This is a genomic window from Nocardiopsis sp. EMB25 (genome assembly GCF_026797795.1).
GTDB lineage: Bacteria > Actinomycetota > Actinomycetes > Streptosporangiales > Streptosporangiaceae > Nocardiopsis > Nocardiopsis lucentensis.
Genome location: NZ_JAMTDN010000001.1, coordinates 1,366,388 through 1,390,567 on the forward strand (window position 1 = coordinate 1,366,388; position 24,180 = coordinate 1,390,567).

The following is a 24,180-nucleotide window of genomic DNA, read 5'->3' on the forward strand; positions in this document are numbered from 1 at the left end:
GACCTTCGTTCGGGCCGCGCGGACCAATGGCACTGGTCCGGGCCCCGTGTCGCGGGTGCAATGAGGTGCACACACTGGTCCGAACCTGCGGTGGGTGCCGCGGTGGGGAGCCGGAGCCCATGGAGACCGGGAGGAGCGCGGGTGTGCCGCTCGACCGTGTGCGTGGGGCGGTCCTGGACACCGACGGTGTCGTCGCCGACACCGGCTTCGTGCACGCGGCGGCGTGGAAGCGGGTGTTCGACTCCTTCCTGCGCGACCTGTCCCGTGCCGGTGGCGGCGGCTTCCGACCGTTCGACATGCGGGAGGACTACCTGCGCTACCTGGGCGGCCGGTCGCGTGCGGACGGCGTACGGGCCTTCCTCGCCTCGCGGGGCGTCCACCTGCCCGAGGAACCGGTTCCTCCGGACCGCACTGAGACGGTGACGGTGGGCTGGCTGGTCGACCGCGAGGACCGCCGCTTCCTGGACTTCGTGGACCGGTACGGGGTCACGGCCTTCTCCGGCACCGTGGAGTTCGTCGGCGGGCTGCGGTCGGCCGGTGTCCCCGTGGCGGCGGTCGCCTCGGGCCGCGACCGCGCCGGGGTGCTGCGGGCCGCCGGGGTCGCGGACCTCTTCGACGTCCGCGTGGACGGCGCCGACGCGATCCGCCTGGGCCTGTCCGGCGATCCCGGTCCGGCACTGCTCCTGGAGGCGGTCCGCAGGATGGGGACCGAACCCCGTCGGGCCGCGGCGGCCGAGGACACCCCGACCGGGGTGGAGGACGCGCGGCGCGGGGGGTTCGGTCTGGTGGTCGGAGTGGACCGCACCGGTGCCCGCGAGGAGATGCTGGATCGGGGCGCACACGTCGTGGTGTCCGACCTGGCGATGCTCCTTCCCGGAGCACGGGCGCGCTGAGCGACCATCGGCTCGTCCGTGCGCGACCTCCTTCCCTGCCCCGCCCCCCCGGAAGGGTCCACAGTGGCTGGTATGGGTACCGAGGAACGCGGGTCGGGCCCGTTCCCGACCGCCTCCGCCGCGTTGCTGGCCGTCTGCCTGACCGGACTGGTCTTCGGCCTCGTCCTGCGTCCGTTCGGACTCACCGGTCCCTCCGACACGGCGTGGCTGGTGTCCACGGCCGTCGGCGCCGTCGCGTCCGCGGTCTGGGTCGCCCAGGCGCTGCGCCGCCGGAGTCTGGGGAGTGACGTGATCGCCCTCTTGGCGCTGGCCGGGGCGGCCCTGGTCGGCGAACTGCTCGCGGGCGCGATCGTCTCCGTCATGTTGACCGGCGGCCGGATGCTGGAGGACCAGGCCGGGCGCCGCGCCCGCTCCGACCTGAGCGCGTTGCTCGCCCGGGCTCCCCGCGTCGCGCACCGGGTCGACGGTGACGAGGTGACCACCCTCCCCGCGGAGCGGGTGCGCCCCGGGGACCTCCTGTTGGTCCGCACCGGCGAGACACTGCCCGTGGACGGGCGCGTCACGGAGGGCTCCGCCGTCGTGGACGAGTCGGTCGTGACCGGGGAACCGCTGCCCGTGGAGCGGGCGGTGGACCAGGACGTACGCGGTGGGACCGTCAACGCCGGCGGACCGTTCCGCATGCGCGCCACGACCGGGGCCGAGCAGAGCACGTTCGCCGCGATCGTCCGTCTGGCCCGCGAGGCCGAGGCGCGCACCGCGCCGTTCGTGCGCATGGCCGACCGCTACGCGGCCGTGTTCCTGCCGGTCACCCTGCTCCTCACCGGGGCGGCGTGGTGGCTGTCGGGCGACCCGGTCAGAGCCGTGGCGGTCCTGGTCGTGGCCACACCGTGCCCCCTCATCCTCGCCGCCCCCATCGCCTTCACCTCGGGCATGTCGCGCAGTGCCCGCCGTGGGATCATCGTGCGCGGCGGCGCGGCCCTGGAACGCCTGGCCCGCGCCCGGGTACTGCTCTTCGACAAGACCGGCACCGTCACCGAGGGACGCCCGGTGCTGGGCGGCACGGTCACCGAGGAGGGGACGTCCGCCGACGACGTCCTGCGCCTGGCCGCCTCACTCGACCAGGCGTCCCCCCACGTGCTGGCGGCCGCGATCGTGCGTGCGGCGCGCGAACGCGGCCTGGCCCTGAGCCAGCCCGAGGACACGGCGGAGGTGCTGGGGCAGGGCGTCGGCGGTGTCGTCGACGGCGGCCGGGTGCGCGTGGGCAAGGCCGCCTGGGCCGGTGCGGGAGCCCGGCTGCCCGACTGGGTGGAACGCGTGCGCGCCGAGGCGGCGCGCGACGGCGAGGTCACCGTCTTCGTGGGCGTCGGCGACCGCCTGCGCGGGGTCCTCCTGCTGCGCGACCGGCTGCGCGCTGACGCGCCGCGCACCCTGCGGCTGTTGCGTCTGGCGGGCATCGAGCGGGCGGTGATGGTCACGGGCGACCGTCAGGACGTGGCCGAGCGGATCGCGGCGCACGTGGGAGCGGACGCCGTGTACGCGGAGCAGTCCCCGGCCGACAAGACCGAGGTCGTGCGCGCGGAGAGCGCGGGCGCCCCCACGGTCATGGTCGGCGACGGTGTCAACGACGCCCCCGCCCTGGCCGCGGCGGGGGTGGGTGTGGCCCTCGGCGCCCGGGGGTCCACCGCCTCCTCGGAGGCCGCCGACGTCGTGGTCACCGTGGACCGTCTCTCCAGGGTGGCCGAGAGCCTGGCGATCGCCCGCCGCAGTCGGGCGATCGCCAGGCAGAGCGTGGTCGCGGGCATGGTGCTGTCCATGGTCGCGATGGTCGTCGCCGCGGCCGGGTACCTCCCGCCGGCCGCGGGCGCCCTGGCCCAGGAGGCGATCGACGTCGCGGTGATCCTCAACGCCCTGCGGGCCCTGGGCGGCGGGCGCGGCGGCCGGGCCCCCGAGCTGCGCGGCGACGACGCCGAACTGGTCCGCGGCCTCCAGGAGGAGCACACACGGCTGTGGCCGGGCGTCGAGGCGCTCCTACGGGCCGCCGACGCGCTCGTCGTCGGCGGCCGGGACGCGGACGCGGCGGTGCCCGCCCTGAGGTCCTTCCTCGACGACCTGGTCGCCCACGAGGATCGCGACGAGCGCCTGCTCTACCCGCGGGTCGCCCGCGCCCTTGGGCAGTCGGACACGACCGCGACGATGAGCAGGGAGCACACGGAGATCGCGGAGCTGGTCCGGCGTCTGCGCGCGACCCTGGACGGGGTGGAGGAGACGGAGGGCCCCGGGGGAGAGGAGGCCCGTCGGCACGCGGCCAGGCTGGCCGTCGAGCTGTACGCGGTCCTGCGCCTGCACTTCGCCCAGGAGGAAGAGCACTTCCACGTGCTCGCCGCTTCGGAGGAGGTCCCCGGGGCGGGGTGACGAAAGACCCGACGAAGCGCACCCTTGGACGCCTGACACGGCCGCCGCCCACCGGGTTGAGTGGTGACCAGGTCCGGGGCACGCCCCCACGGGCGTTCCGTGGACCGGTGAACCGAGGAGGTAGGTCATGAACGCCATCGCCCGCCGCTCGGGGCTGCCCCGCTTCCCCGACCTGGCCGATCTGTTCGATGCGCCGTTCTTCTCGACGCACGGGTCCGCGACCCTGCGCGTCGAGACCACGATGGAAGACGACCGGTACGTGGTCCGGGTGGAGACGCCCGGGATGGACCCCGACGAGGACCTGACGGTGACCGTCGAGCACGGGGTCCTGAGCATCCAGGGTGAGCGCAGCGAGAGCGAGACGTCCCCGCAGCACTCGGAGTTTCGCTACGGGTCCTTCAGCCGCACGCTCACACTGCCCTCGGACGCCTCGGAGGAGGACGTCGTCGCCTCCTACGACAAGGGCATCCTGGAGGTGAGCATCGGATTGGCCAAGCAGGAGAAGATCAGCCGCAAGGTACCGATCTCGCGCAAGTCCGAGGAGTAGGTCGCCCGGTGTCGGCGACGGTTAACCTTCGCCCCTGGCACCGGCCTCGCCGTCCGCGCTCTCCCCGTGACCGGCCGAGAGCCGTTCACGGGGAGGCGCCCTCCTGGCGGAGGGAACACGGGAGGCGGGTTCCACCCTGGTCGACACCCCGGGGAAGAACAGGCTCTCCCGTTCGGTGTCGAGCCACCGCACCACGTAGGGAGGGCTTCCGTCAGCGTGCCGCAGCTGCGTGATGACGCCGACGCGGCGGCCCGCGCCCTGGTCGACGATGATCCTGTCTCCCACCGAGACCTCGTGCCGCTTCCTCTCCCGCACCCGGTCGGGCCGGGCCTCCACCGTCCTCGCGCGTGTGGCGCCACCGGACGCGGCGGCGGCTTCGAGTTCCGCCATCCGCCGCTCCAACCGGAGGACTCGCTCCGTCAGGGCCTCGACGCCTGTTCGCTCCCCGGTGTCCTTGACCATGTCTCCCGTCGCCTCCCCGTCACCCGGATGCCGTACGGGACGCGCGCACCACCGTGACCGGGCACGGGCTGTGCGAGATCACGTTCCGGCTCACCGATCCCAGCAGCATCCCGGCGAACCCGCCCCGACCATGGGAACCCACGACCATCAGGTCGCAGTCCTCGGCCGCGGCGCACAGGGCCTCGACCGGGTGGCCTGACTCCACGACCTCCTCGACCCGCACCCGCGGCCACCGCGCGCGCTCGCCCGCGATCGACTCCGACAGCATCCGCCGTGCCTCCTCCGCCGCGGCGGCTTCACCGGTCTGGTCCGCCCTGACCCGCGCCGGCATCTCCGGCGCGCCGAAACGCATCCGCGAGGACCCCTTGCCCACCGTCACCACGCGCAGCGCCGATCCGCGGACGTCGGCCGCCTCGAACGCCCACGACGCCGCGGTCAGCGCGGTCGCCGACCCGTCGACGCCGACCATGACGCGGTCGGTGGAGGGGCCGGGCTCCCGGTCGGGCACGACGACGACGGGGCACGAGGCGAACATGAGCATGTCCAGAGCGGTGGAGTCGGGCAGGAAGACGTCCATGGCCGTCGTCCGGTGGGCACCGAGGACGAGGCTGTGCGCCTTCTGGCTCTCCATCAGCAGGACCGGTTCGGGGTCTCCGGTGACGTGCGAGGCGTCGACGGCGAGGTCCGGTGCTCGCTGCAGGGCCCGCCGGCGCGCGTCGTCCACGACGCGGCGCGCGAACTCGTACACGTCGAACCCCGGCAGGCCGCGCGGTACCGCGTGGTAGAGCGGCCAGTCGAAGGCGTAGACGATCCGCAGTCCGCGTCCCCGCAGCCGTGCGTCGTCCGCGGCCCAGTCCACGGCCCGCTCACTCGCCGGTGTTCCGTTGACCGCCACCACCACGGGGGCGTTCGCGCTCTGGGCCATCACGGCCTCCCCTCGACTGCGGACCCTCACCCGCTACGCTACGGTCGGGCGGAAGTGCCCTCCAGAGACGGACGTCGTGGCCGTTCAGCCCTTGTGACCGGGAGTGGAGGACCTGTGCCCCTACCCGGGATCGCGGCGGGCGGCCTCGGCCTTGAGTCGCGCGGCGTACGCCGCGGCCTGGGACCGGCGCCGCATGTCCAGCTTGGACAGCACACTGGAGACGTAGTTCTTCACCGTCTTCTCCGCCAGGAAGACCCTCTCGCCGATCTGCCGGTTGGTCAGACCCTCCCCGATCAGTTCGAAGACACGGCGTTCCTGGACGGAGAGTTCGCTCAACGGGTCCGCGGACCCCGCCCCCTCACGGATCCGCCGCATGACCAGGGCCGTGCTGTGCGGGTCCAGCATGGACTCACCGGAGGCGACCGTGCGGATGGCGCCGACCAGGTCCGAGCCGTGGATCTGCTTGAGCACGTATCCCGAGGCGCCGGCCAGGACGGCCTCGTGGAGGGCCTCCTCGTCGTCGTAGGACGTCAGCATCAGGCACGCCAGTTCGGGGAAGCGCGACCGCAGCTCCCGGCAGACCTCCACGCCGCTGCCGTCGGGCAGGCGTACGTCCAGGACCGCGACGTCGGGCCGAGCGGCCGGGACACGCCCGAGGGCCTCGGACGCCGTGCCCGCCTCACCGACCACCTCGATGCCCTCCTCGTCCTCGAGCAGGGCCGTGATGCCGCGCCGCACGACGTCGTGGTCGTCGACCAGGAAGACGCGGACGGCCCGGTTCCCCTCCGGCATCGGCTCACACCTCCCTCGCGGACGGACACCAGCCGCCGCGGACGCGGCGCCCGCTGATCCGGTCCGGGACGAGGCGGACGAAGAGGTCGTGGGCGCCCTCCGCCCACGGGCGGACGGGGGCGCAGGCGGCGAGGGCGTTGGCCTCCGCCTCCTCGGTGACCGGTTCGGCCCTGCCGGTGAGCAGGACGCTCCACCCCTCGCTCATCGCGCCGTCGACGCGGTCGACCTCGAAGGACGCGTCACCGGGTGTGTGACGGGCGATCATCCCGTGGGACGCGACACGGAACACGACGGTGCCGTCCAGAACGAGGTAGTTCACCGGGAGGATGGTCGGGGCAGCCTCCTCCCCGACCACGAAGCCGATCCGCCCCACCCCGCCGGGGCCGATGAGTTCCATGCACCTTCCCGGAGACAGGGTGAACGTCTCGGGAAGAAGGGTCGCCGTGGTCGTGGCGCCCGGCGGCACGTCGGTGTCGGCGCCCAGCAGGTGGTCCTGTGTGGTCTCCAGCGCGGAGGCGAGTCGGTACAGCGCGGGCCGCGTCATCCTGGGTGCGTATTCCTCCAGGTAGGCCACGTAGCCGGGATCCATGTCGGCCCGCTCCGCGACCTCCTGCCTGGTCAGACCGAGCTCCTTCCGGCGCGCTGCGGCCCTGCGGCCGAGGTCGCTTCCGGTGCGCACGGCATCGTCATCCCTATCTCTCCTCATGTCGCACCGTCCTCGCGGTCCGGAGGGGACCTCGCGTTACGCTCCGCATCCTTACCGCTCTCCGGGTGCGGGGCGTGGGCCGTTGGTCCCGAGCTGGGGGCCGGAGGTCCCGGGGACGATACGGCGCAGTGCCACCGCGGTCACCTTGTACTCGGGGCAGCCGGTCACCTCGTCGGTGTGCGACGAGGTGAGGCGGTTGACGGGCGCGTCGGGGAAGTGGAAGGCGGCGAACACCTCACCGGGGGCGACGTCGTCGGTGATCCGGACGGGCAGCACCACCGCCCCCCGTGCGCTGGCGACCTCGACCGCGTCGCCGGGTGCGACGCCCAGCCGCTCGGCGTCGACCGGGTTGACGTCGAGGGTCTCCGCCCCGGTCAGTTCGGTGTTGGGCGTGCGGCGTGTCATCGACCCGGTGTTGTGGTGGTCCAGTCGGCGGCCGGTGATCAGCACGTGGGGGAACCGGTCGTCGGGCCGTTCACCGGGCGGCAGGTAGGGGCGCGCGGCCAGGGCGGCCCTGCCGTCGGGGGTGGCGAACCCGTCCAGGTGCAGCACGGCCTCACCCGGATCCTCGGGGCCGCGGCAGGGCCAGTGCAGCGGGCCGTCGCGGTCCAGGCGCTCGTGCGAGATCCCGGCGAACGGAGGGGCCAGCCGGGCGCACTCGGCCATGGCCCGCGCCGGGGTCGCGCAGCCCAGGTCGGTGCCCATGGTCCGGGCCAGCGCGCGCAGGATCTCGAAGTCGCTCCGGGCCCGCCCCGGAGGGTCGAGTGCCGGGCGGACCCGTTGGAACCGGCGGTCGAAGTTGACGAACGTCCCGTCCTTCTCCAGGAAGGACGCGGCCGGCAGGACCACGTCGGCCAGTTCCGCGGTCCGGGACGGGAACAGGTCGTGGCAGACCACCAGTTCGCACGCCTCCGTCGCCGCCCGCACCCGGTCACTGTCGGGGTCGGTCAGGGCGATGTCCTCGCCGATGACGTACAGCGCTCGCAACCGGCCGTCGAGGGCGGCGTCGAACATCTGCGGAATCCTCAGCCCGGGGCGCTCGGGTACGGGGCGTCCCCACACCCGGCCGAACCGCTCCCGTACCCGGGGGTCGGTCACCGGCTGGTAGCCCGGCAGCAGGTCGGGTAGCGCACCCATGTCGGAGGAGCCCTGGACGTTGTTCTGGCCGCGCAGCGGAATGACCCCCCCGCCGGGAACCCCGACGTTGCCGGTGAGGATCGCCAGATTGGCCAGCGTGCGCACCCCGTCGGTGCCGTGCGCGTGCTCGGTGACGCCCAGCCCGTAGACGATGACCGGCCGCTCGGCGCTCCCGTACAGGCGGGCGGCCTCGACCAGGTCCGCCTCCGCCACACCGGCGGTCCGCGCCGACGCGTCGACCGTGAGGCCGTCGAGCAGGGCGCGCAGCTCGTCCAGACCGCTCGCCCTGGCGGCCAGGAACCCCTCGTCGGCGTGGCCCCCGTCCAGGAGCGCCCGTGCCAGGCCGTTGAAGACCGCCACGTTGGTTCCCGCGCGGCAGCGCAGGTGGACGTCGGCGAGCGCGGCCAGTTCCGAGCGGCGCGGGTCGACCACCACCAGGCGGGCCCCGGCCAGCACCCTTTGCTTGATCCGGGCCCCGACGACCGGGTGCGCCTCGGTCGGGTTGGCTCCCACCACCAGGACGCAGTCGGTCTCGTCGATCTCCTCGAACGGGGCGGTGCCGCCAGCCCAGCCGAACGCGGAGTTCAACCCGGCCGCGGTGGGGGCGTGGCACAGTCGGGAGCAGTTGTCGACGCTGTTGGTGCCCAGGACGGCGCGGGCGAACTTCTGGGCCAGGTAGTTCTCCTCGTTGGTGGCGCGGGCCGAGGAGATGACGCCGATCGCCTCGCCGCCGTGGCGCTCGCGGATGGCGGCCAGGCGCTCGGCGATGAAGGCGAGCGCCTCCTCCCACGACACCGGCTCCAGCGCGGACCCCCGGCCCTCGCGGCGGAGCAGCGGCTCGGTCAGCCGATCCCGGGCACGGGTGAAGGAGTGGGCGAAGCGTCCCTTGACACAGGCGTGGCCCCGGTTGACCGGCCCGTCCCGCCCCGGGGTCACGGCGGCCACCGCCCCGTTGCGCACGTGAACCTCCAGCGTGCAGCCCACCCCGCAGTATCCGCAGGTGGTGGCGGTGGCCCGGTGGGCGGGGCGCGGGTCGAGGAAGCCCGGTTCGGCCAGCGCCCCGGTCGGACAGGTGTCCACGCAGCCGCCGCAGCCCACGCACGGCGAGGAGATCCACGGTCCGCCGTCCCCGGCCGTGACGACGGTGTCGAAACCCCGGCCGGTGAGTTCCAACGCGAAGGTGCCCTGCACCTCGGAGCACATCCGTACGCAGCGCCCGCACGCGATGCACAGATCCCGGTCCAGCTTCACGTACGGGTGCGAGTGGTCCGTCCCCCGATGGTGGGTCGCGCCCGTGAACGCGGTTCCGGTCACGCCCAGGTCCCGGCAGGCGCGCACCAGCTCACTGCGGTCCGCGGGCACCTCCAACGCCCGGCGCGGCAGCTCCGAGACGATCAGTTCGAGCGCGCCGCGGGCCGCCTCCGCCGCCCGCGGGTCGTCGGGGCGCACGGTCATCCCCTCGGCCGCGGGAGCGGTGCACGCGGCCACGATCCCCCGCCCCTCCACTCCGACCAGGCACACCCGGCAGGAACCCCGTGCGGAGAGCCGGTCGTCGTGACACAGAGCGGGGACCTCGGAACCGGCGGCACGGACCGCCTCCAGGACGGTGGCCCCCTCGGCCACCTCCACCACGTGATCGCCGACCCGTACCCGCATCAGGCGCCCCCGCCCGTCAATTCGTCGTGGTAGACACGGACCAGGCTGCGCACCGCGCCGGGCACGCCGCGGCCGAACGCGCACAGGCTGCCCACCGCCATCACCTCCGCCAGCCGGTCCTGCTCCGCCAGCACCCCGTCGACGTCCTCCGCCGCCCCGCCGATCCGTTCGGCGAGTTCCAGCCCCCGCCGCGTCCCCACCCGGCACGGCACGCAGGCCCCGCAGCTCTCCGAGGCGGCGAACGTCCAGGTGTGCCGGAGCAGCGCGTCGGGCGGCACCCCGGTGTCCACGGCCACCAGGCTGCCGTGCCCCAACGCGACCCCCGCCCTCGCCAGGGCTTCGGTCCGCAGGGGGAGGTCGAGCTCCCGCGGGCCGAGGAAGCCGCCGAGCGGCCCGCCGACCTGGAGCGCGCGAAGCGTGTGCCCGTCCCTCAGCCCTTCGCCCAGCTCCTCGACGACGAACCGGAGGGACGCCCCGAACTCGACCTCGTACACACCGGGCCGGCGGAACCGCTCACTCAGGCACACCAGCTTGGTGCCGCCCTCCCCGGGGGCGCCCAGTTCCGCGTAGGCCGCGCCGCCGTGCCGGACGATCCACGGCACCGCGGCCAGCGTCTCCACGTTGTTCACCACCGTGGGTCGCCCCGCCACCCCCCGTTCGGTCGGGTAGGGCGGCCTGGGACGGACACCTCCCCGCAGCCCCTGGAGGGCGCGCAGGAGCGCCGTCTCCTCACCGGCCACGTACGAGCCCGCGCCCTCGACGACCCGCACGTCGAAGTCGAACCCGCTGCCGTGCGCGTCGGCCCCCAGGTGCCCGGCCTCGCGCGCCTCGTCCACGGCCGCCCGCATGCGCTCGACCGCCGCCGGATACTCCGAGCGCACCAGGACGAAACCCTTCCGGGCGTCGACGGCGAGGGCGGTGAGCGCGAGCCCCTCCAGGACCCGGTGCGGATCGCGTTCCATCAGCAGGCGGTCGGCGAACGAGCCGGGGTCGCCCTCGTCACCGTTGGCCACCACGTAGCGGGGCGCCGGACCGCGCGCGCCCGCCGACCACTTGTCCGCCGCCGGGAAGGCGGCGCCACCGCGCCCCCGGAGGCCGGCCCCGGCCACCTCGGCGAGCACCCTCTCCGGCGACCCGTCGGCCAGCACCCGCGGCCACACCCGCCACGCCTCCTCCTCACCGGTCAGCCCGGCGCCGAGCACCGCGCGGCGGGCCGCGTTCCGGTAGGGGATCTCCGGTGCCGGTTCACCCAGGACCGGGCCGACCCGCGGAGTGGTCCCGTCCATGGCCGCGGGGGAGGCGTAGCAGAAGCCGAGGCAGTACACCCCCTGCAGGGACACCGAGCCGTCCGCGGCGCACTCGCCCCGGCGGACACCGAGCGCGGCCTCGAGCCGTTCGGCGTGACGGCCCCGTGTGGTGGCGAAGCACGAGGTCCCCTCGCAGACGCGGACGTGTCGCCGACCGCGTCTGCCACCGGCGAAGTCGGCGTAGAAGGAGGCCGTCCCGGTCACCGCGGCGACCGGCCAGCCCGCCTCCCGGGCGATGCGGTCGAGGTCCTCGGGGCCGACGGAACCGTGGTCGGCCCTCGCCCGCGCCAACCGCTCGAGGACGAGGGCGCCCGGTCGGCCGAAGCGCACCGGCCACTCGGCGAACGCGTCACGCGTCATGTCGGCCCGTCCCTCCTGACGCCCACACGCCAAATCGTGTCCATGTGGATACTCCGGGTGATCGCTCTGGTGTCAGTGAACCATCCCGCCCCGGCGGCGCCAAGGATCGAAACCGTTCCCGTGGTGATCGGCCGGTGCCGGCCCACCCGTACGAAACCGGATTCCCGGTCCGGTCATCTTTCGAACGGTCCTGGAGGGCGCGGGACGGCACGGGATCGTGCGCTTCTGGAAGGGTGGGGGCATATGGAGAGAAACGAGAGCTGTGTCCGGTGCCGTGGGACGGTGGCTCCGGACGGTCGATGCTGGGACTGCGGAGCGGCCCAGCCGTCGTTCCGCTCCCGGCTGGAGACCACGGCCGCCGGTGGCGCGGCGGGGGTCAGTGACCGGGGCCTGCGGCGCGGTGCCAACGCGGACGCCATGGGAGTGGTCGCTGCGGGCGGGTGGACGGTCGGGGTCGTGTGCGACGGTGTCTCGATGTCGCCCCGATCAGACCGGGCCGCCCTGGTCGCGGCGCAGGTGGGCGCGAGCGTCGCGGCAGCGCGGCTGCGGGAGGGGAGGCTTCCCGAGATCGCCCTGGACGACGCCGTCGGGCGTGCGGGGCGCGCGGTCGCCGCCCTGGCGGCGTCGGCGGACGCGGCGCCCGCCTGCACCTACGTCGCGGCCGCCGTCGGCGCGGGAGGTGTGTGGGTCTCCTGGGTCGGGGACAGCCGCGCCTACTGGTTGCCCGACGAGGGGCCGGGGTTCGCGCTGACCGAGGACGACACGGGCGCCCACGACGCGCTCTCCGCCTGGTTGGGCGCCGACGCGGGGGATCTGGAGGGGCGGGCGCGAAGCTACCGGCCGTCGGGTCCGGGGCGCCTGCTGCTGTGCACCGACGGACTGTGGCGGTACCTGTCCTCGGCGGAGGAACTGCGCGCCGCCGTCCCGCGCCGCCGGCCGGGTTCGGCGGCCGACGGCCCTCTTCGGGCCGACGGTGGTCTCCTGGCCGACGCGCGGGGCCTGGTCCGCCACGCGCTCGACGCCGGTGGGCACGACAACGTCACCGCGTTGCTCATCCCCGTGGACGGATGCGCGGGCCGCGGGTGCGCCGGGGCCGATTCGGGGTAGGGCGGGGCGCCGAGGGGGGAGCGCGCCGCACCTGTTGACCCAACAAATCAACGAACGTTAGATTGTTGGTATGTCATCGGACTCCTGCGAACTCCTCTGCATCGACCTTCCCCAGGCGGAGAAGGTCCGCGCCCGTGTTCCCGACGACGACGACGCGCGCCCCGCCGCCGACCGGGCCCGGGCCCTGGCCGACCCCACCCGGCTGCGGATCGCCCGCGCCCTCCAGGTCGGCGACGAGCTGTGCGTGTGCGACCTGGCCTGGGTCTGCTCGTCCTCGCAGAACCTCGTCTCCCACCACGCCCGGCAGCTGCGCGCCGCCGGTCTGGCCGCGTCCCGACGCGACGGCAAGCTCGTCATGTACCGCCTCACCGACGCCGGACACGCCCTGCTGTCCCTCCTGCTGCCCGACCCCGACCCCGCACCCGCCGTGAGAGAGGGCTGAGTCATGTCCGACCCGTGCTGCGGCGGCGACACCCCGGAACCGCCCCGGAACCGCCCGCTCCTGGACCCGGCGCCCGCCCCGGCCTCCTCCGCACCCCTCTCCGTGACCTGCTCCTGTTGCGCGCAAGGCGCGGGAGGGCGGGAACCGTCCGCTCCCGAGACGGCCGAGGGGGCCGTCGACACCGACGGGTGCGGTGATCCCACCTGCTCCTCACCCGACCCCGCTCCCGGGGAGAGGCCGGGGACGTGGTGGGGTTCGGCCGGCGTGCGCTGGGCGGGCCTGGCCGGTGCGCTCTGGCTGGCCGGTGTGCTCACCGGGTGGCTGACCGGAGCTCCCGTCGTGGCGACCGCTCTGTTCGCGGGTGCGATCGCGGCGGGAGGGTGGACGTTCGTGCCCGGCACACTGCGCGCGCTGCTGAGGGGCGGGTTGGGCGTGGGCACGCTGATGACCGTGGCCATGGTCGGCGCGATCCTGCTGGGCGAGGTGGGCGAGGCGGCGATGCTCGCCTTCCTGTTCTCTCTGGCCGAGGCGTTGGAGGACCACGCCGTGGCCCGCACGCGCCACGGGCTGCGGGCCCTGCTGGACCTCGTGCCCACCCGGGCCACCGTGCTGCGCCAGGGGAGGGCGGCCACCGTCGACCCCGCCGAACTCGCCGTCGGCGACCTCCTCCTGGTCCGGCCCGGCGAGCGCGTCGCCACCGACGGTGTGGTGCGCTCCGGCCGCTCCACTCTGGACACCTCGACCGTCACCGGTGAGTCCGTGCCCGTCGAGGCGACGGAGGGGACCGAGGTGTTCGCCGGGACGGTCAACGGCGGCGGCGCCTTGGAGATCGAGGTCACCGCGCGCGTGGCGGACAACTCCCTGTCCCGCGTGGTGCACATCGTCGAACGCGAGCAGGCGCGCAAGGGCGCCGCGCAGCGTCTGGCCGCCCGGGTCGCCCGCCCCCTGGTGCCGGGGATCCTGGTCGTGGCGGCGCTCATCGCCGTCGTCGGCTCCCTGCTGGGGGAGCCGGGGGTGTGGATCGAGCGCGCCCTGGTGGTGCTGGTGGCCGCGTCCCCGTGCGCCTTCGCCATCTCCGTCCCCGTCACCGTGGTGGCCGCGATCGGCGCGGCCAGCCGCTCCGGAGTGCTGGTCAAGGGCGGGGCCGCGCTGGAGGCGTTCGGTGCGGTACGGGTGGTCGCCCTGGACAAGACCGGAACGCTCACCCGCAACGCACCGGCGGTGGTGGCCGTCGAACCCGTGCCCGGCCACACCCGGGAGGAGGTCCTCGCGGCGGCCGCCGCCCTGGAGGCGCGCAGCGAGCACCCCCTGGCCTCCGCGATCCTGGCCGCCCACCCCGACCCCGAACCCGCCCACGACGTGGCGGCGGTGCCCGGTAGCGGACTGACCGGAACCCTGGACGGGGTCCCCCTCAGGCTGGGCCGACCCGGCTACATCGACCCCGGGCCCCTGGCGCGGGCCGTGGCCGACCTCCAGGAGCAGGGGGCCACGACCGTCCTGGTCGAATCCGACGGCCGGGTCGTCGGTGCGGTCGCCATTCGCGACGACCTGCGCCCCGAGGCCGCCGAGGCGGTCGCGGCGCTCCATCGCGTCGGCGTGCGCACCGTGATGCTCACCGGTGACAACGAACGCACCGCCCGAGCCCTGGCCGCGCGGGTCGGCGTCGACGAGGTCCACGCCGACCTGCGCCCCGAGGACAAGGCGAGGCTGGTCACCGACCTGCGGCGACACGGACCCGTGGCGATGGTCGGAGACGGTGTCAACGACGCTCCCGCCCTGGCCACCGCCGACGCCGGTGTGGCCATGGGGGCCATGGGCGCCGACGTGGCCGTGGAGACCGCCGACATCGCCCTCATGGGCGAGGACCTGCGCGTCCTGCCCCGCGCTCTGTCGCACGCACGCCGCACCAGGCGGATCATGCTCCAGAGCCTGGTGCTGTCGGCGGGCATCCTGCTCGTGCTCATCCCGCTCTCCGCGTTCGGGGTGCTGGGTCTGGCGGCGGTGATCCTCACCCACGAACTGGCCGAGGTCCTGGTCATCGCCAACGGTGTGCGCGCCGGACACCGTACCCCGGCCGAGTCCTCCTCCACCGAGTCCCGACAGGCGGCCGAACGGGTCGGGGAGCGGGTATGAACGCCATCGCCCTCGTGCTCTACCTGACCGGCCTGGTACTGGTGTTCGGCGTGCGCACCCTCCAGTCCTGGCGCGCCACCGGGGACACCCGGTTCCGCCGTCCCGACACCACCGCCTTCAGCGCGCCCTGGTGGGGCACGGTCCTGTTCGCCGTCGCGTGTCTGCTGGGCGCGGCCGCGCCCGTCACGGCGATCGCGACCGAGGCCTTCGCCCCCTCCCCGCCCGTGGCGTGGTCCGGCATCGGAGCCATGGCCTCGGGACTGCTGCTGGTCCTGGCCGCGCAGAGGGGGATGGGCGACTCCTGGCGGGTCGGCGTCCAGGAGGACGAGGACACCGAACTGGTCACCGGAGGGCTCTTCGCCCTCGTACGCAACCCCGTCTTCACCGGGATGGCCGTCCTGCTCGTCGGCATGGCCGTGGCGCTGCCGGGCCCGCTCTCCGCCGCTGCCCTGGTGACCCTGGTCGTCGCGGTACAGGTGCAGGTCCGGCTGATCGAGGAGCCCTATCTGTTGAGCACACACGGCGCCGCCTACCGCTCCTACGCGGCGCGCACCGGCCGTTTCCTCCCCGGACTGGGCCGCCTCGCGCCCGCCGACGGTCAAGGGGAGCGGCCCTGATCGGCGCACGCCGCACCTTCTCCGACGGGAGTTCCACGCCCGGGGGCGGCCGCACGGCCGCGGTCGCCCCCGGCGCGATTTTGATCGTCGCCGTGATCCTCCCGGCGGTCCTGTCGAGGGCACGGAAACCGCCAGTGAGATTTCACGAATACTTTTCGCGATCTCCGGCGCGGTTCGCGGGGTGACGGGGATTTCTCACCTGTGGCTTCCGTGCTTTCCCGCCGCGGGGCGGGCCGGGGTGCGTGGCGGCCGAGCCGACGCCGTCACGTGGTTCCCCGGAGTACGCGGAAGCGGAAAAGCGAAATGCTTCCCAACGGCGTAGTGCGGGACTTCTTTCACACCCGTACCTCTGGGAACTTTCATCATTGATCAGGGGTGGCTGAAAACATAAACTCCTCTGTGCGCGACACGCCGCGTGGAGAACGGAATTTCCGTTTCGGTTGGGTAGGAGGGGTTGATTGGTTGCGGTTCGGCAGGTGCGCCAGGCGTGCTCTCACGGGATCGCCATGATCGCCCGCACGTCGCCCCCTCACCGCGGCCGTGCTCATCCTCACGACCACGGGGCCCGCACCCGCGTCGGGCCGTCGACCCCCCGCACTCCGCGGGCGCCGCCCGCTCCTCCGACACCGCGGACTCCGAGCACGGCCCTGACGGGTCCGCCTCTCCGAGCCCCCGGCGGGCCCGACGTCCCGGGGCGCGAGCTCTTCGCCCGCCCCGTGCGGCCCCAGCGCGCCCTGAGCCCCTTCGTGGCCCTCCTGACGATGACCGGCGTGATCGACACCGACGATATGGGGGAAGCGGGACGTTGACGACGACGAGTGGCGGGGGAGACTCCGCCCTGCACCAGATCCACTTCGGTTACCGACAGAACAACCTGCTGGGGCAGGGGTTCGGTCCCAGCGCCACGTCGCTGCGCGAGGCGGACGACGGCTACCAGAGACTGACCCACTGGTGCACACGGCTGAACGAGGTCGCCGATCCGGCCTTCGCCCCGGGGGAGGCGGAGAGCGGCTACTGGTACCGGTGGTACGACGACGGGCAGGGCGCGCTGCTGTACCGCGTTCCGCAGGCCCTGGGCCGCGACGGCCGCGGCGACACGGCCAGGGCCCTGGTGGGACGGACGGTCACGCCGTCGCCGGCGCTGGTGTTCGCCGCCCGCGGCTGGTCGGGCGAGCCCTCCGCGCCGATCGGGAGTTGGGGCGCGCTGCGACCGGTCCCCGCCCTGACCCGCGACGACGTCGGGCCGGACAAGGCCGCCCTCACCGACGACGCGCTGCGGAGCGCCGGACTGCTCACCCTGGTCACGGCGGTACTGGCCGACCCCTTCACGCCCGTGGACGTCCTCACCACCTTCGGGGGCAGGGTGATGGGCCAGAGGGAACGCCTGGCGCTGCTGTGGGGGGTCTACCAGGCGCTCCACGGGATCCTGGGGCGTGCCAGGGAGCCCCGCTTCCAGGGGGTCGACTGGTCGTTCAGCACCCACGAACCCTGGCCGGCACGGTCCGGGGACCACCCGGAACGGCCACGGATCGCCTTCCGGCCCCCTCCGACCGGCGTGCGGGCCGGGGACGCCCGCGTCGTTGACCTGTCGGCCCCCGCCGAACACGACCAGCGCCACCGTGCCGTCGCCCGGTGGCTGATCGGCCGCCTCGGCACCGCCACCGAGGTCCTCGACGGGGACGGGTGGAGCCGGATCCGGGCCTACGGGGACGGCGCCGACGCCTACGCGGCCCTGATCCACCTGCTCCACGACAGGGCCGACCGGGAGGGCGCGGGCGCGTCGTCGCGGGGATGGACGGGGGCCACGCGCCGTGTGGGCGCCGCAGCGCCTCCAGCGCCTCCGGGCGGGGGGAAACCTGCCTCCCGGAGCCGGGAGGACCCCACCGGGCGGACCCTGCCCGATCGGGCGGACGAGGAGGCCACCGAGGAGCTCCCGCCGCGCCGGGACGCCGCCGAGCGGACCGCGGAGGAGCCCGCGCCCGGCGGCGCGGCGGACCGGACCGGGGGACCTCCTCCCGGGACCGCGGAGGACGAAGGCGTGGATCCGCAGCTGGTGCTGCTGATGAGGATGATCGCGAACGCCCGGGAGAACGAGGTGTTGGAGAAGGCCGTGAACGCGGTCGTGCACCGCCTCAACCCCGGTTTCATGGGTGAGATGGTGGTCGAGTCGGACACCCGGTACCGGCGGTTCTCCCTCACCACGACCCGTGCGTTCCTCGCCGTGGCGGGCGCGGCGCTGGTCCTCTTCCTCGTCTGCGTCGTCCTGCTGACGCTCCTGGTCAGCTGACCTCCGGGCCGAAGGGCCCCGGACCCCGACTACAGCTCCGAGCCGAGCCCCAGCCCCAGGCCGCCGTCGACCAGGATCTCCTGGCCCGAGGTGAAGGTGGCCTCGAAACCGAGGAAGAGCACGGCGCGGGTGACCTCGGCGATGGTCCCGTGGCGACGCATGGGGGTCGCCGCGTCACCGACGCGCATGAACTCCTCGCGCTGCTCCTCGGTCAGGCCGGGGACGCCCATGCTCGGGGTGTCGATGAACCCCGGGGCCACCGCGTTCACCCGGATCCCGCGCGGCAGCAGCTCCGAGGCCAGCACCCGGCCGAAGCTGAGCAGGGCCGCCTTGGTGCCGCTGTACACGCTCATGCCCGCGGAGCTGCTCACATTGGTCACCGAGGTGGTGAACACGATCGAGCCGTGGTCGGCGATGAGGGGGAGCAGACGCTGGACGGTGAAGAACGCGCCCTTGGCGTTGACGTCGAACATCCAGTCGTAGGCTTCCTCGGTGACCTCGGCGACCGGTGCCAGGCCCGACACCCCCGCGTTCACGTGGAGGAAGTCGATCCCGCCGAGCTGCTCGCGCACCGTGGCGGCGAGGGCGTCGATGTCGGCCAGGTCCGCCGCGTCCGCGCGCACCACGTGCGCCTTCGGGGCGAGCCTGGCGCGCGCCTCCTCCAGGTTCCTCTCGTTGCGGCCGGTCAGCAGCACCCGCGCGTCACCCGCGACGAGCTCCTCGGCCACACCCATGCCCATGCCGTGTGTCCCGCCGATCACCACGGCCCGCTTGCCCTCGTAGGCGCCCATCTCGTCCTCCTTCGTCGTTCACCCGGCCGGTCGGCCGCTGGTTGACGCCCCTACGGTGGCCGCCGTCGCCACGGTTCGCCCACGGGTCCGCCACGGGCCCGCCGTCGCCCTCCACGGGTGGGCCCGTGGGCCGCTACGTTGGGTGCATGCGATTCGGGGTGCTGGGACCGCTGGCCGTGTGGACCGACGACGGGGTGCCCGTCCGCGTCCGCGACACCAAGGTCCGCGCCCTGCTCGCCGCGCTTCTCCTGGCCGAGGGGCGGATGGTCACCGCCGACCACCTCGTCGACGTCCTGTGGGGGGACTCCCCGCCCGCCCGGCCCACGGCCGTGCTCCAAGCCCGGGTCTCCCAGCTGCGCGGCGCATTGGACCGGGCCGAACCCGGTGCCCGCGCCCTGGTGCGATACCGCGCCCCCGGTTACCTGCTGTCGGCCGACGACGTGGACGCCGTGCGCTTCTCCGCGCTCGTGCGCCGGTCCCGGGACGGAGCCGAACCCCGAACGCGCGTCGACCTGCTCACCCGGGCACTGGACCTGTGGCGCGGCCCGGCCCTGGCCGAGTTCGCCGACGGCGACGCCGCGCGGCCGGTGGTGGCCCGGTGGGAGGAGGAACGGGTCGCGGCCGTGGAGGAACGCGCCGAGGCCCTCAACGCCCTGGGCGAGTACGCGGTCGTGGCCGCCGACCTCACCGACGCTGTCGACCGCCACCCCTTCCGGGAACGGCTGCACGCCGCCCGTATCACCGCTCTGTACGGCGCGGGCCGCCAGGGCGAGTCGCTGACCGCCTACGAACGGCTGCGTGCCCGCCTCGCCGACGAGCTGGGCGTCGACCCGGGGCCCGACCTCCTCGCCCTGCACCGCGCCCTCCTGGACCAGGACCCCGCCCTGGGGGCCGTGCCGGTCGCGCAGGCCCCGCCCGGCAACCTCCCCGCGCCCATGGGCGACCTCGTGGGGCGTGAGGAGCGGCTCGGACAGCTGGTCGCCCTGGCCGGGGAGCACCGCCTGGTCACGCTGACCGGCCCCGGAGGGGTCGGTAAGACTCGTCTGGCTCTGGCGGCGGCCGAACGGCTGGCCGCCACGGAGGGTCCGGACGGCGCCTGGCTGGTCGAGCTCGCCCCCCTCGCCGGGGGAGGTGACGCGGTCAGCGTCCTGGCCGCCGCGCTCGGGGCGCGCGACGACGGCTCCGCACCTGGACTGTTCGCCCGGACGGTGGACCTGCTGCGCGGCCGGCGGACCCTGATCGTGCTGGACAACTGCGAACACGTGGTCGCGTCCGCCGCGGACGCCGTGGCCAGCCTGTTGCGCGCGGTGCCCGGTCTGACCGTCGTGGCCACCAGCCAGGCGCCGTTGGACGTGGCGGGGGAGCGGCTGCTTCCCGTACCGCCCCTGGACCTGCCCCGGGACACCGACGATCCCGAGGAGATCGCCCGCTCCGGCGCGGCGCGGCTCCTGATAGCCCGGGCCCGTGCGGCGGCGCCGTCCTTCGCCCTCGACGGGGACACGGCCGGGGCCGTCGCCACGATCTGCCGCCGCCTGGACGGCATCCCCCTGGCCCTCGAACTGGCCGCCACCCGACTGCGTCACCTGGGCGCGGACGAACTCGCCGCCCGCCTCGACGACCGCTTCGCCGTCCTCGGGGTGGGCCGCCGGGACGCCCCCGCGCGACAGCGGACACTGCGGGCGATGATCGACTGGAGCTGGGAACCGCTCCCCGCCGTCGAACGCCACGTACTGGCCCGCCTGTCCGTCTTCGCTGACGGCTGCGACCTGGCCGCCGCCGAGGCCGTGTGCGCCGTCCCCGGAACCGTGGCCCGGGCCGAGGTCCTGGACACCGTCGGCGCGCTCGGGGACCGCTCCCTGGTCGTGGTCGCGCACCACCCGGCCGGAACCCGCTATCACCTGCTCGAGTCGGTGGCCGCCTACGCCCTGGACCGCCTGACGGAGGCGCGGGAGACGGAACGGGCCCGGCTGAGGCACGCCCGCTACTTCGCCGACCTGGCCGAACGCGCCGACGCGGGGATACGCGGACGCGACCAGCGCCGCTGGCTGGAGCGTCTGGACTGTGAGGCCGCCAACCTGCGCACCGCTCTGGACACGGCTGTGCGCGAGGCCGACGCCGACCTGGCTCTGCGCCTGGCCAACGCCCTGTGCTGGTACCGCCACCTGAGGGGGAGGGCCGGCGAGTCGGGGGAGGCGCTGGACCGGGCACTGGCGCTCCCGGGCGGGGCGTCCGGGGCTCGGGCGTGTGCCCGGGCCTGGCGGGCCGCCCTGGCCGACCCGGAGGACGCGCGCCCGCGCGACGAGGCGCGGCGGACGCTACCCATGCTCCCGGACACCGCCGCCCGGGCCCGGGCGGCCTGGTTCCTGGAACTGTCCCGATGGGGGCTCGGCGACACCGAGCGGGCCGAGCGGCGCGTGCGCGCCGCACACGAGGAGGCCCTCGCGGCGAACGACCCGTGGTGCGTGGCTGCCACCCGCGTCCAACTCGCGGACGCCGCCCACCGGGCGGGCGACCTGGAACGGGCCCTGGAGCTGGCGGGCCGGAGCGAGGATGACATGCGTGCCCTCGGCGACCGCTGGGGTGTGCTCCAGGCCGCGAACGTGAGCGCGGCGGTCCTGGAGGCGCTCGGCGACCTGGACGGGATGGCCGCCCGTCACGAGGAGGGGCGGCGCATCGCCGAGGAGCTGCGGCTGTGGACGGAGGTCGCGCGCGCACTCTCCGGCCTTGGTCGCGTGGCGCTGCTCTGTGACGACCTGGAGCGGTCCACGGAGCTGCTCACCCGGGCGCGGGAGATCGCGGCCGAGCACACGGACACGCTGGGCGAGCAGTTCGCCGACGCCGGACTGGCGCTGGCGGCGCGGCGCTCGGGCGACCTGGAACGCGCCGAACGGCTGCTGCACCGGTGGCTGGACTGGAACCGCCGGGCCAGTGGTCGGATCGGGCTCGCGTTCATTCTCACCCAGCTGGGATACGTCGCCGAACAGCGCGGAGAGGCCGAACTCGCCCTGGCCCGGCACGAGGAGGCGCACGGGGTGGCCGAGGAGGGCGCGGACCCCCGGGCGGCCGCGCTCGCGCTGGAGGGCCAGGCGGGCGCGTACGCGCTGCTCGGGGACGCGGAGCGGGCCGGGAAACTGCTGGCCGAGGCCGCCGGTCTGCGTGATCGGGCGGGCGCGCCGCTGACGGAGGCCGAACGCGTGGACGTGGACCGGATCGGGCCGCGGTCGGGGTGAGGCACGGCGGTGGACGCGGTGCACGACGAGGGGTCCGCGACGGCCTCGCGGGCCCCTCGGAGGTCGTCAGCGGTCAGGCGACGGGCTCGGGGGTCCGGTCGGCCTTCGCCGGACGGTCGAGACGACCGGTGCGGCGCAGCCACCACTCCGCGGGCAGGGTGCCCAGGGGAGGAATCGAGGCGACCAGGGCCACCAGGGTCGGCCAGAGGCCCCACCGCAGGTGCAGCGCGGCGGCGACGGTGAGCGCCACGTAGAGCATGAACGCGGCGCCGTGCAGCGGGCCGAACACGTGCACGCCGGTCTCGTCGCCGTTGCCCAGGTACTTGAAACCCATCCCGACCAGCAGCCCGGCCCAGGTCACAGCCTCGATCACCGCCACCACGCGGAAGGCCGTCGCTGTCACTCGCGGTTCGATGCTCACTGAGGTTCCCCGGGGTCGTCTGCGCTGGACACGGCAGGTCCCGGCGCTCGACGGCCGGGACCGGTCCCAGGTTAGGCCACCCTTGTGCGCGTTCTTCCCCGGGGCGCGGGATACGGCGGTCACTCCTTCGGGCTCTCAGGCGGCGGTGGCGGAGGCGGCCTCCGACGCCGCCTCCGCCGTCGTGGGTGCGACCGCCGACCGAACCCTAGGAGGCCATCTCGGTTCGCGAGGTCCACTCGTAGACGGGCAGGTCACCCTCGTCCGTGTACTGGTGCCGTGCCGTCGCCGAGAAGTGCTCGTAGCCCCCGCGGAACGGGACCTTGACCTCGTCGCCCGCGCGCGGGGCGGGCACGATCCGGTGCGGCAGATCCTTCGGTCCGCCTTCCAGGACCGCCTTCTGTTTGTCGTCCATACGACCAGACTGGCACGCACCCAGGGGCGTGTCACGGACCGCGACACCGCCTTTACCGAGGTGAGAGGGGTTGGAGAGAGGTGAATGCCCCGCCGGAGGCCGACGGGGCATTCGCTGGTCGGGTACTTACATGTCCACCATCGGGCGTTCCTCAGCGGAGACGTCCTCGGCGGGTGCGGCTTCCCCGGGCGCGGCGGCTTCGGCGGGAGCCGCCTCAGCCGGAGCCGCCTCAGCCGGGGCCGCCTCGGCGGGGCCCGCTTCGGCGGGCGCGGCCTCGGCCGGACCAGCCTCGGCGGGTGCCGCCTCGGCGGGGCCCGCCTCAGCGGGCGCGGCCTCGGCCGGGGCAGCCTCGGCCGGGGCGGCCCCCAGGACGATGACCGACTGGGCCTGCGGGTGCAGGTCGCGGATGGTGTCGCCCGCGGCGATGTACTCGACGGCTTGCGCCCGGCCGTTGGCCTCGAACTGGTCGCAGGCGTTCCGGACGAGGATGACAGCGGATTCCGTGTTGTTCGTGAACCTGTAGAACTCCGTCGTCCGCTCCTCGGCGCGCACCTCCTCCGGCACGGTGTGGCAGGATCCCGGCGCCGCGTCGGCGATGACGTGCTCCGTGGTCTTGAGCTTGCTCCAGTCGATGACCTCGAAGGTCAGGGTGCCCTCCGCGGCGTGGGCGGGGGTGGCGACGGACAGGGCCAGCGCGCAGGCGGCGAGACTCGTAGCGGCGACAGTGGAGTAGCGGGCCACAGTCATCCCTTTCTGTGATGGATTGACTACACACAGTTATGCAGACACATAGATCCCTATCACGAACGGGTAACGGATGCGATGGGGAACCACCGGTCACCCCGAAGCCGAGCCGCGATGTTCCGTGTCGGGGACGGCCCCTACCCCTCGCGCAGACGCTCCCGAAGCGCGCGCAGGGACGTGAACCGGTGCCCCTTCAACCCCAGTTCGACCGCGGCTCGCACATTGGTCTCGCGGTCGTCGACGAACAGCACCCCCTCGGCGGGCGCCTCCAGGCGTGCCAGGGCCCACTCGAACGCCTCCGGTTCGGGTTTGGCACGGTAGATCCGGCTGGACAGGCCCAGAACGGCGAACGGCTCCAGCACCCGCGCGTGGTGGTGGCCGAAGTAGTCGGCGATCTCCGCGGGGATGTTGGACAGCAGGCCCAGCCGCGTCCCCTCCGCGCCCAAGCCGGTGACGAACGCGACCATCTCCTCGTCCACGCGCGACCAGCTCTCCACGTCGAGCGCGATCAGCCGCCGGATTCCCTCCTCCGCGAACTCCACGCCCAGGTGCTCGGACACCGCCTTCCAGTACGCGGTCCCGTCCAGGTCGCCGCGGTCGTAGGCCTGGCGCGGACGCCAGTACGCCTCCCAGAAGTCCGCTCCCGCCACACCCGCGGCCCGCTCCAGGGCGGCGCGGCCCTCGGGGGACTGGTCCCGGGCGATCACCCCGAACATGTCGAAGAGCACGGCGTCCACGGATGGGCCTCCAGGTGGGTCGGGTCGGGTTCGACCACCCTAGCCGTCGCGCGACGGCACGC

20 protein-coding genes are annotated in these 24,180 nt (G+C 74.2%); 9 read left to right on the forward strand and 11 right to left on the reverse strand.

Translation table 11 applies throughout. The annotated features are described in order from the left end of the window. Positions 1–119: 119 nt before the first annotated feature. From KIK06_RS05940 to KIK06_RS05950, 3 genes are all read left to right on the forward strand, one after another. Positions 120–893, forward strand: a complete 774-nt coding sequence (locus KIK06_RS05940) for an HAD family hydrolase (protein WP_017600095.1) — start codon at positions 120–122, stop codon at positions 891–893. A gap of 72 nt (positions 894–965) precedes the next feature. Further along, positions 966–3,305, forward strand: coding sequence for a heavy metal translocating P-type ATPase (locus tag KIK06_RS05945; RefSeq protein WP_268642281.1), 2,340 nt, complete (start codon positions 966–968; stop codon positions 3,303–3,305). A gap of 127 nt (positions 3,306–3,432) precedes the next feature. Continuing rightward, the gene (locus KIK06_RS05950; protein WP_017600097.1) at positions 3,433–3,852 is read left to right on the forward strand and encodes an Hsp20/alpha crystallin family protein; all 420 of its coding nucleotides are present in this window, start codon (positions 3,433–3,435) and stop codon (positions 3,850–3,852) included. 21 nt (positions 3,853–3,873) lie between these two features. On the opposite strand, the gene KIK06_RS05955 is transcribed toward KIK06_RS05950, so the two are convergent. From KIK06_RS05955 to KIK06_RS05980, 6 genes are all read right to left on the reverse strand, one after another. After that, positions 3,874–4,314, reverse strand: coding sequence for a DUF1918 domain-containing protein (locus tag KIK06_RS05955; RefSeq protein ID WP_268642282.1), 441 nt, complete (start codon positions 4,312–4,314; stop codon positions 3,874–3,876). 19 nt (positions 4,315–4,333) lie between these two features. Then, positions 4,334–5,239 carry a universal stress protein gene (locus KIK06_RS05960; protein ID WP_268642283.1) on the reverse strand — a complete coding sequence of 302 codons (906 nt, stop codon included), beginning with the start codon at positions 5,237–5,239 and terminating at the stop codon, positions 4,334–4,336. 120 nt (positions 5,240–5,359) lie between these two features. Further along, on the reverse strand, positions 5,360–6,031 hold the full coding sequence (locus KIK06_RS05965) for a response regulator transcription factor (protein WP_017600100.1): 672 nt from the start codon (positions 6,029–6,031) through the stop codon (positions 5,360–5,362). A gap of 4 nt (positions 6,032–6,035) precedes the next feature. Beyond that, the gene (locus KIK06_RS05970; protein ID WP_268642284.1) at positions 6,036–6,737 is read right to left on the reverse strand and encodes a helix-turn-helix domain-containing protein; all 702 of its coding nucleotides are present in this window, start codon (positions 6,735–6,737) and stop codon (positions 6,036–6,038) included. 51 nt (positions 6,738–6,788) lie between these two features. Next, positions 6,789–9,530: a formate dehydrogenase subunit alpha gene (gene fdhF / locus KIK06_RS05975; RefSeq protein WP_268642285.1), complete on the reverse strand. Its 2,742-nt coding sequence runs from the start codon at positions 9,528–9,530 to the stop codon at positions 6,789–6,791. Next, positions 9,530–11,197: an NAD(P)H-dependent oxidoreductase subunit E gene (locus KIK06_RS05980; protein ID WP_268642287.1), complete on the reverse strand. Its 1,668-nt coding sequence runs from the start codon at positions 11,195–11,197 to the stop codon at positions 9,530–9,532. The genes fdhF and KIK06_RS05980 overlap by 1 nt, the downstream gene beginning before the upstream one ends. 282 nt (positions 11,198–11,479) lie before the next feature. Between KIK06_RS05980 and KIK06_RS05985 the strand changes: the two genes are divergently transcribed. The 5 genes from KIK06_RS05985 (at position 11,480) to KIK06_RS06005 (ending at position 17,783) form a co-directional block, all read left to right on the forward strand. Then, positions 11,480–12,304, forward strand: a complete 825-nt coding sequence (locus KIK06_RS05985; RefSeq protein ID WP_268642288.1) for a PP2C family protein-serine/threonine phosphatase — start codon at positions 11,480–11,482, stop codon at positions 12,302–12,304. Positions 12,305–12,374: 70 nt separating this feature from the next. After that, a complete protein-coding gene (locus KIK06_RS05990; protein ID WP_268642289.1) occupies positions 12,375–12,746 on the forward strand; it encodes an ArsR/SmtB family transcription factor in 372 nt (123 codons plus the stop codon). Positions 12,747–12,749: 3 nt separating this feature from the next. Continuing rightward, positions 12,750–14,879 (forward strand): heavy metal translocating P-type ATPase, encoded by a 2,130-nt coding sequence (locus KIK06_RS05995; protein ID WP_268642290.1) that lies wholly within the window; start codon positions 12,750–12,752, stop codon positions 14,877–14,879. Next, the gene (locus tag KIK06_RS06000) at positions 14,876–15,496 is read left to right on the forward strand and encodes a methyltransferase family protein (protein ID WP_017600107.1); all 621 of its coding nucleotides are present in this window, start codon (positions 14,876–14,878) and stop codon (positions 15,494–15,496) included. Before KIK06_RS05995 ends, KIK06_RS06000 begins: the two co-directional genes overlap by 4 nt. Before the next feature lie 805 nt (positions 15,497–16,301). Further along, complete coding sequence (locus KIK06_RS06005) at positions 16,302–17,783, forward strand: hypothetical protein (protein ID WP_268642291.1); 1,482 nt, start codon at positions 16,302–16,304, stop codon at positions 17,781–17,783. Between the two features lie 29 nt (positions 17,784–17,812). Here the strand turns inward: KIK06_RS06005 and KIK06_RS06010 are convergent, their stop codons facing one another. After that, the gene (locus KIK06_RS06010; protein ID WP_268642292.1) at positions 17,813–18,574 is read right to left on the reverse strand and encodes an SDR family oxidoreductase; all 762 of its coding nucleotides are present in this window, start codon (positions 18,572–18,574) and stop codon (positions 17,813–17,815) included. A 146-nt stretch (positions 18,575–18,720) separates the two neighbouring features. Between KIK06_RS06010 and KIK06_RS06015 the strand changes: the two genes are divergently transcribed. After that, positions 18,721–21,804, forward strand: a complete 3,084-nt coding sequence (locus KIK06_RS06015; protein WP_268642293.1) for an ATP-binding protein — start codon at positions 18,721–18,723, stop codon at positions 21,802–21,804. Positions 21,805–21,877: 73 nt separating this feature from the next. Here the strand turns inward: KIK06_RS06015 and KIK06_RS06020 are convergent, their stop codons facing one another. The 4 genes from KIK06_RS06020 to KIK06_RS06035 form a co-directional block, all read right to left on the reverse strand. Beyond that, a complete protein-coding gene (locus tag KIK06_RS06020) occupies positions 21,878–22,225 on the reverse strand; it encodes a DUF3817 domain-containing protein (RefSeq protein WP_017600112.1) in 348 nt (115 codons plus the stop codon). Between the two features lie 205 nt (positions 22,226–22,430). Next, positions 22,431–22,637: a DUF5988 family protein gene (locus KIK06_RS06025; RefSeq protein ID WP_017600113.1), complete on the reverse strand. Its 207-nt coding sequence runs from the start codon at positions 22,635–22,637 to the stop codon at positions 22,431–22,433. A 126-nt stretch (positions 22,638–22,763) separates the two neighbouring features. Beyond that, complete coding sequence (locus KIK06_RS06030) at positions 22,764–23,378, reverse strand: hypothetical protein (protein ID WP_268642294.1); 615 nt, start codon at positions 23,376–23,378, stop codon at positions 22,764–22,766. A 140-nt stretch (positions 23,379–23,518) separates the two neighbouring features. Continuing rightward, positions 23,519–24,118, reverse strand: a complete 600-nt coding sequence (locus tag KIK06_RS06035) for an HAD-IA family hydrolase (RefSeq protein ID WP_268642295.1) — start codon at positions 24,116–24,118, stop codon at positions 23,519–23,521. Positions 24,119–24,180 lie beyond the last annotated feature (62 nt).